6 protein-coding genes are annotated in these 5,598 nt (G+C 52.2%); 2 read left to right on the top strand and 4 right to left on the bottom strand.

Annotated elements, in window-relative coordinates; genetic code table 11:
• The 3 genes from E1297_RS51220 to E1297_RS50720 form a co-directional block, all read right to left on the bottom strand.
• Positions 1-1,381: AAA family ATPase (locus E1297_RS51220; protein WP_155134559.1), on the bottom strand; the 1,381-nt coding region annotated here is incomplete at its 3' end.
• Positions 1,382-1,390: 9 nt separating this feature from the next.
• The gene (locus E1297_RS04715) at positions 1,391-1,690 is read right to left on the bottom strand and encodes a hypothetical protein (protein WP_155134556.1); all 300 of its coding nucleotides are present in this window, start codon (positions 1,688-1,690) and stop codon (positions 1,391-1,393) included.
• Entirely contained in the window at positions 1,687-1,809 is a 123-nt protein-coding gene (locus E1297_RS50720; RefSeq protein ID WP_256372683.1) for a hypothetical protein, read from the bottom strand. Before E1297_RS50720 ends, E1297_RS04715 begins: the two co-directional genes overlap by 4 nt.
• A 262-nt stretch (positions 1,810-2,071) precedes the next feature.
• Here E1297_RS50720 and E1297_RS04710 point away from each other — a divergent pair, with 262 nt between their 5' ends.
• Entirely contained in the window at positions 2,072-2,611 is a 540-nt protein-coding gene (locus tag E1297_RS04710) for a hypothetical protein (protein ID WP_155134553.1), read from the top strand.
• A 48-nt stretch (positions 2,612-2,659) separates the two neighbouring features.
• Here the strand turns inward: E1297_RS04710 and E1297_RS04705 are convergent, their stop codons facing one another.
• The gene (locus E1297_RS04705) at positions 2,660-3,118 is read right to left on the bottom strand and encodes a hypothetical protein (protein ID WP_155134550.1); all 459 of its coding nucleotides are present in this window, start codon (positions 3,116-3,118) and stop codon (positions 2,660-2,662) included.
• Between the two features lie 224 nt (positions 3,119-3,342).
• Here E1297_RS04705 and E1297_RS04700 point away from each other — a divergent pair, with 224 nt between their 5' ends.
• Positions 3,343-5,463: a DotA/TraY family protein gene (locus tag E1297_RS04700; protein ID WP_155134547.1), complete on the top strand. Its 2,121-nt coding sequence runs from the start codon at positions 3,343-3,345 to the stop codon at positions 5,461-5,463.
• Positions 5,464-5,598: the final 135 nt, after the last annotated feature.

The raw sequence follows: 5,598 nt of genomic DNA, 5'->3' as shown, positions 1-5,598 counted from the left end.
CTCGTGCGGACCTAAGGTGCTCAGACATCTGTGACAGCGCGTTCAGCCGCCGTTCGTTGGCCTCGATGTTGGACAGTTTCTCCTCGGCATCCGTGAGCCTTTGGCGAAGCGCTTCCAAGGACTCCAGTGTAGCAATCCTATCATTGAGGTGTGCCACCTCCTTCTCGCCGTCCTTAACGGTCGCGGCATCGTTCGCGCAACGCTGCTTGTGCTTGTCGATCATCGTGCGGATGTGTCCGGACTCCTGACCGATGGACAGCACAGAGGCTCTCGTCGGTCCGGATTTATCCAGAAGGAAGACAGGGGTTTTCTGTTTCGACATATGGGCATCGAGACCTTCGATCGGTCCGATCTTAAACAGCTCCGGCACCCAGTCGGGAACCTTTCGGGATCCGGTTTCGTAGCGAATTCCGTCATTCTCGAACACGGCACCATCCGGTCCGAGCAATTTCCAGATGTTGACTGGGTTGCGTTTGATCTTTCGATCCCAGTGAAGCGTGAAGCCATGGGAAAAGCCTACCTCGACACTGCATGCCTTCCGGCCGTGACGGATGAGCGTGTCCCGGCATTCGCCGAGAAACACAGCGCGCAGGGCTCTTAGGATCGAGCTTTTCCCGATGTTGTTCCGGCCGACGAGAACATTCACACCCGGGGTCAGGTGGATCGTTTCATCAATGATCCCCTGAAAGTTTTTCAGTCGAATCCAGCGAACACCGTCCTCATCATCGGTCCACTGGTGTCTTTTGGGGTCGTTTTCGACGTAGACGCCGCTTTCCGACTTCGGGTGCCCCGACATTGTAGCTACGGAGATCTCTTCGCCGAAGTTGCCGACATCTATGTGGTGGGAGATGGCGATGCACTGCATGCCGATCTTTTGCGCCGCATCCTTGAAGACAGAATAGAAGGCAGGGATGCGCTCGTTCGCCGTCCAGCAGTCGGCTTCGTCCAGAATCAAGAGGCGTCGCATCTGGGATCTGACGATCGCTATCATCCGAAGTCCGGTCGACACCACGTTCGTGAGGGCTCCGCCCTGATCCTCGAAGAGATCTTCGTTTATGTTGGGGCCAAGGCGCGAGACGATATCGAGGGAGGGCTGTCCGCGGTTGATGTCGAGTTCCAGGCCGACAGGGGATTCGCCCGGCAGCACCTCATGAACGAGCGCCGTCAGGAGGCGTTCGAAATCCCCTACCCTGCGGATATGGGCTTCGTTTTGAAGTTCCTCTAGAAAGATATTGATCTTCGGCTTCTTCTCGAGGCGCCCCTTCGCCAGGCCAACCGTCGTCAGGAGCTTTTCCTTCCGGGCGCGCAATACCAACAGTTCGCCTTCGCTCTTGGCGAGAAGGCGCTGGGCATCCTCTAGTTTTCTTCTGAGATCGGACACGCTTCGTGACTACCCGTTGGCCGCACCGGCTTCGTTTAGTTTTGCGAGTTCCCTTTCAACGGCCTCGACCCCGGCGATCCACTCGTCTACTGCGGTCGTGTTCTCGGCGCGCCCCTTCATGATGATCTCGCGGATCTCGTCCTCGTTAGACGTCCCGGCGATCTGGATTGCGTCCTCTTCGGCCTTCGAGAGTTCTTGGCGCGCGCGCTCGAGGTCGCCTTCGTTCCTGATCTGCAAGTTTCGTAGGCGTTCGTATTTCGGCTTCGTTTCCTCGATGAGCTTGAGGTTTTCTGTGTCCGAACGTGTCATTTGCTTTCCTTTCGCTTGCGCAGATTTCTTTCATTCAGGCGGACCGGCGGATCCCATTTGAGTGGCAAGAGAACGAGCGTGACGCAGGCGGCGATCAGAGCCAATTCCAATGCTGTCATGCGATTTCTCTGGTTTGTTTCTTCTGGAATTCGATAGCGGGCATGATGGCATTCGGCGTGATTACGGACAATGCCTTCAGTTCTCCGCCGAAGATGTTCTCTCTTTGTGCCATGCGCGACCTCGAGTTTCAATGCTTTTTGTCAACATAAATAAGGATTCGCGTCCATGACTTGAGCTCGTTAACGCTGATCGAATTCTTTCGCCTTGTCTGTCACGAAAAGTCACCGTAGAATTCGTTTATAGCCATCAAGGAGAAAGCTAGTGTCCCAAAAGCAGCAGAACGAGGAAGTTAGCTCTCAGAAACGCAGTCTTTCTAGTCGTTTGGGAAGTGCGGTTGGTGAAGTAACTGGTGGCTCAGTCGTTTCGCGTTCTGTGAGACACATTTCTGGCACTATCGGTGGGTCATCCAATCGTCTTGGCGGAATGGTGTCAGACCTTTTGAATGATGACCTAGCGTCACCATCGCTTGGTCAAGGCGGCACCGATGAGCAAAGGTTTGCTGCAGCGATGCGCCTTCACCGCGTTACCGAGAAATCACTGAATGATAGGATTCGTAACACCAAACGTAATTTTAACCTTTATTTCGTGGTGTTTGCGATCTCGGTACTGGCCGGGTTGTTCAGCATTTTTATTTTTCCGCCGGCATCCGCCTTTAGTGTGATTATCCGATTTATCGCGACCCCGATTCTTCTGGCTCTTGTTTTTAAACACGCATACACGAATTGGATGTTCCGTAAGCGCAGACTTTCTTCGCCTTTGGCGTATTTCTCTTCTGGAGATCTTTGGCCAAAAATGCCCTAAGATAATTGAAACGCTGCCTAAGATAGAAGCAGCGTTTCCCATCCTCGTTTAGCGGAAGTAATCCGCTTCGTCTTCGGCCGCTCCAGTGGGGCAGTATGTCGTCCGGTTGAACCAGCCCTTGCATAGCGTGAGATTGTTTTCTTTCATGTATTCGTTTTGTTCAATCACCTTGAGCTGTGCCGCATCCTTGTCGTATTCCGCATCCGGTATTATTGACGGGCGCACGGCTATGCACCAACCCTTGTCACGGTATAGCGTCCTCTTGAGAACATAGTTGGCGTTGTACCAGTCGGTGCACTCGTGGGCATGTTCTTCGGCATGCAGGGTTAGGGTCAGCGCGTTCGCCGGGTCTAGCTTGTTCATACCGTCCTTCGTATAGGCCCAGTGAGTTCCCGGCACGATCAGGCAGTATGCCACATAAGCACTGAACAGTGCTGTGAACAAGGCGAATATTCGCGTCAGGGATATTCGACGCTTTCCGTCATTTTGTGTCTTTGTGTAGCTCATTTTTGTCTCCGATTCTCTTAGGGTGCTTTGAGCCCTTGTATGGATAAATTGCCGCACAAACTCCTTTTTGTCAACACTTATGGTTTGCGGATTTTGGCTTGCTTGCTGAAAGGTGGAGGAGCCCTCCAGATATTGGTCTAACCGTCCATTTGGGCGGCGCTTGTTCTATTCTCGAAGCGTCGATATACTCGAACTAGACACGGCCTCTTTCTTAGGTGAATTCCATGAATCCGATGGATCTGCTAGCACTCCCTGCATCCGCTGACTTGGCATATGGTTGGATCAATGTGCTCATTCCACAAAATGGGTCGGCGTATGGCTCAGCGTTTGCGACGTTTTCAGGGACTCTAGCGTTTTTTGGCGCCCTTTTTCTTTCTTGGAATGTCACAGTTGGTGTCATCAGTTCTGCTTATAGCGGCAAGGTCCTTGGCGACCGATATCACCAAATTTATGCGCCGCTACGTGTTGTATTGGGATTCGCGATGCTTGTCCCTATCTCCAGCGACGGATTCTCCGCAGTTCACTACCTTCTGCGAAACGTGATTGGTGTCGCAGCTGTTCAATTGGGCAACGCGCCGATCAAATCCTATGTGACGGAGCTCAGGGGCGGGGCACCTATTGGTATTAGGAGCGCACTGGGTGCTGAAGTTGCAAAGGACATTCTTGATAAAGAGCTTTGCATGCGCGTTTACAATGGGCTGCACGAACACCGTTGGGTGAACTTAAAATCCAAAATCAACATGAAGGTATTCACTCCCAGTGGAGCAGGTTCGTCGCACTATACCCCGATGGGTTCGGGTATCGTGCCGATTAAAGTCCATAAGTGGGACTATGGATCATGTGGAAGCTATGGTCTGTTTATGGGCACCCAAAATGACACCGCCTCTCGGAAGCAGTTCTATAAGGAACGACTTAAGGCAACCCAGCAAATGCAGCAGAATATTTCCGGTATTCTCGATGATTTGAATATCGAAAAGTACTTCGGTAAGCACGGTGTGCCTGATGAGAACTCATCGTTGATCGATGAATTGCAGAGCCAGGGAGTTGTCGCGGCCTCCTTGGTCCCTATCGCCAAAAGCATCATGTCTTGGAATACGGCTGTTGGTGATGCCGCCGGATCTGTTTATTCAAAAGAAAACCAACGGGGTCTCGATATTTTGGAGTATAACATTCATAAATACGGGTTCATGGCGGCTGGTGGTTTTGAGCGTCAATTGTCCCAAGTGAGCAAGTTGACTTTTGAACTGGCAAATCAGCCCATAATTTCCGTCGGCTCATCCGTTGATAACGATGTGGCCCGTGTAGTCAAAGTGGCAAAAGGTCTTTTTCAGAAGGCCTCGATTGGGGACTCGTCAGGTAATTCCGTTCCAAATAGTGCTTCTTCTGTAACGGGTGAATTTAGTTCAACGAATGATTTGGTTGCTGATTTTGCGTCGTACTTCGTTGTTCCTGAAGCGGTGAAAAGCAACGACGGGATGGTGACCGATCCGATTGGGGCGCTCATCCAGCGGGGGCATTCAATGATTGCCGGCGCAACCATCCTTGCTGGATTGCTGGCGGTGGCCAACGGATTTGCGAATAGCCTCGATAACGATGTCCTTGGCGCTGTTACCTTTACGGCAACAGATGGGCTTTCTGGTGCTCTTCAGTATGCAATCGGATGGCTCACGTGGGCCATTGGTCTCATGTTTATTCTCGGTATCCTGCATGCGTATGTATTACCGATGATCCCCTTTTTTATGGTTTTCATTATGGGCATCTCTTGGCTTATAATGTTCCTTGAAGCTGCGATTGCGGCTGTGCTTTGGTCATTCGCCTTCATAAAAATGGATGGCCAAGATTTCTTTGATAAAAACCAATCTCCTGGCGTGGCGCTTCTGTTTAACCTGCTTCTGCGTCCCGCTATTGGTATGCTCGCCTTTATTGGCGGATTGATATTGTTGCCGACTGTTCTTCGTGGGCTTATGTTTGTCTGGGATGGCGCCTGGTCATCTCAGCAGAGCTTCGACTGGACTCAACAGCCGGCAAGAGCGCTTCTAGCCCCGTTTACGATGTTGGCTTCTTGGTTTTTGTTTTGGTTTATGCAGTGGCACCTTACATTGCGAATCTTTGGCCTTGTTCCTACGATTGCTGACCGCGTGGGTCACTGGATGGGCTTTGGTCAGGGTCAAGGGTATAATGACGGCGGGGAGACCCAAGCCGCGGTTACCGGAGCGGTGGGTGGTGCCATGGCGGCCCGCGCCGCTCCGATCATGGGTGGGGGTGGCGGGCGACCTCGTCCGCCGTCGCCACCACGGCCTAGTAGAGATGCTACGGATGGTGGCGGCGATCCGCCAAAGAAGTGATTACGAGTTCGTCTTCTCATCTGTCTTTCGCAACGGAGACCTTGAGGAAATGCTGTCAAATGACACCTGCTCTCACGAGTTAACAGCCTGTTGACGAAGTCGGATCTGGACGCGCGTTGCCTGATCTGATTCTGT

The sequence above is a fragment of the Roseibium sp. RKSG952 genome, from assembly GCF_009711355.1.
Note: the sequence above shows the minus strand (reverse complement) of the source record. Positions and strands in the feature narration are given on the sequence as shown.

Excerpts from the sequence above, each read along its gene's own strand:
- E1297_RS50720 (WP_256372683.1), bottom strand. The coding sequence starts at position 1,809 with ATGACAGCATTGGAATTGGCTCTGATCGCCGCCTGCGTCACGCTCGTT.
- E1297_RS04705 (WP_155134550.1), bottom strand. The coding sequence starts at position 3,118 with ATGAGCTACACAAAGACACAAAATGACGGAAAGCGTCGAATATCCCTG.
- E1297_RS04715 (WP_155134556.1), bottom strand. The coding sequence starts at position 1,690 with ATGACACGTTCGGACACAGAAAACCTCAAGCTCATCGAGGAAACGAAG.
- E1297_RS04700 (WP_155134547.1), top strand. The coding sequence starts at position 3,343 with ATGAATCCGATGGATCTGCTAGCACTCCCTGCATCCGCTGACTTGGCA.